The sequence below is a fragment of the Thiomonas sp. TH-17 genome, assembly GCF_057473305.1.
The window spans coordinates 1-2,048 of sequence record NZ_JBYCKI010000210.1 but is presented as its reverse complement, the minus strand read 5'-3'; the positions used below and the strand labels follow the sequence as shown (position 1 = coordinate 2,048).

2 protein-coding genes are annotated in these 2,048 nt (G+C 68.2%); both read right to left on the bottom strand.

Annotation, left to right across the window (positions count from 1 at the left end):
* Nucleotides 1–586, bottom strand: a 586-nt coding sequence (locus tag AC2VLV_RS12645; RefSeq protein WP_486990323.1) for an SDR family oxidoreductase, incomplete at its 3' end; no start/stop codon positions are given.
* 92 nt (nucleotides 587–678) lie between these two features.
* A partial coding sequence (locus tag AC2VLV_RS12640) for an NAD-binding protein (RefSeq protein ID WP_486990322.1) occupies nucleotides 679–2,048 on the bottom strand: 1,370 nt, incomplete at its 5' end.

Genomic DNA, 2,048 nt, shown 5'->3' with positions numbered 1-2,048 from the left:
TCTGGGCCACGCCCGGCTCGATCACGGTGACGCGGATATTGTCTTTGTAGGCCTCGCGCCGCAGTGATTCGCTAAAACCCACCACGCCCCATTTCGAAGCTGAATAGCCCCCGCCGTTGGGGTTGGCTTGCCGCCCCGCAGTGGAAGCCATGTTGAAAATGTGCCCGTCCTTCCTGGCGCGCATGCCGGGCAGGGCGGCCTGGCAACTGGCCATGAGGGCGAGCAGGTTCAGCTGGATCATGTGTTGCCAGCGGGTCATATCCGCACTGTCGATCGGCTCCAAATACATGACTCCGGCGTTGTTGACCAGGATGTCGAGCCGGCCGAAATGCGCTTCCGTATCTTGCACGATGGCTTGCGCGGCTTTGACTTCGGCCAGGTCGGCAGGAAGAACCCGCACCTCGGAGCCCAGCGCGCGCAGGCGTGCGGCCAAAGCGTCCAGCCGGTCGCCTCGGCGTGCGCTCAGCGCCAGGCGCGCGCCGGCCTGCGCGAACAGTTCGGCGGTCGCTTCGCCGAAGCCGGACGAAGCGCCGGTGATGAGGACGACGCGATCTTTGAGCGATGCAGGAGCGAGATTCAGGGACATGTTTTTCTCCTTGGGCAAAGCCAAAGACTGTACGCGCGTGGCGTCTTTTCTGCAGGCGCTCGAACGGCGAAACCCCGTTGCCCGATGTCGTCCTACGCCGCCGCATCCGGCACGGTCTTGGACGTGTCGGTGTTGTCTTGCGGGGCGGTGGCGAGGTGCAGTTGGGCGTCGCCCTGGAGAATGTCTTCCAGCTCGGCGCGGGCGTCTTTCGACAGGGCGACGAGCGCGGCCTGGTCGTGCGAGACAGCCTGCTGGCGGTCGAGCAGGCGCAGATCGTGGGCGGTGAACAGCGCGACCACCCGGTCGGCATCGACGTCGGGCTGCACGGTCTGCAGCGCCCGCCGTCCCAGCTCCACGCTGGTGCCCCAGGTTTCGCGCAGCACCTCTTTCACGCCGAGCTCGCGCAGGCGCATGAGATGGGTACGGTTGCGCGCCCGCGCCAGCAGTGGCACGTCGGGGAAGTGGGTGCGCAGCAACTCGGCGATCTTCAGGCTGGCCTCGACGTCATCGACGGCGAGGACGAACAGCCGGGCGTCCTGCACGTGGGCGGCGCGCAGCAGCGACAGGCGGGTGGCGTCGCCGTAGTAGATCTTGTTGCCGAACTGGCGCAAGAAGTCCACCTGCTCGGCGCTGGCATCCAGCGCGGTGAAGGCCACGCCCTGAGCGTTGAGCAGCCGTCCGACGACCTGGCCGACGCGCCCGTAACCTGCGATGACGACGGGCTGGCCGGGCTCGTCGATGGTGCTGAAGGGCGGCGCCTGACGGTTGCGCGCCCACGGCTGGATCAGCCGATCGTTGAGGATGAGCAGAAACGGCGCCAGGGCCATGGAGACGGCCACTGCCACGGTCAGCAGCTCGGCGGTGGGGCCGTCGAGCAGGCCGCCACTGCGCGCGCTGGTGAACAGCACGAAGGCGAATTCGCCGCCGCAGGCCAGCAAAATCGCCAGCGGGCGGCTGAGCGCGTCGTCGCCGCCGATGAGCCGTCGCCCCGCGTAGAGCGTGAGGGCCTTGAGCAGCAGAATGCCCGCCCCCAGGCCGAGCACCTGCAGGGGTTGGGCCATCACCAGCGGCAGTGCAATGCCCATGCCCACCGCGATGAAGAACAGGCCCAGCAGCAGGCTCTCGAAAGGCTCGATGGCCGCCTCCAACTCATGGCGGAATTCCGAGTCGGCCAGCAGCACGCCGGCGAGAAAGGCGCCCAGCGAGGCCGACAGCCCCACGCTATTCAGCCCCACGCCGATGCCCACGGCGCCCAGCAGCGCGGCGGCGGCGAACAATTCGCGGTTGCCGCCGCCAAACCGCGCCACGTAGCGAAACATGGTGGCCAGCACCGGCCGACCGGCCAGGGCCACGATCAGCAAAGCCGCCAGGGCGGGCCAGCCCGGCGCCTGCCCGCCGGCGCCGGTGAGGGCGAGCAGCGCCAGGATGGGAATCACGCTCACGTCCTGGAATAGCAGGATGG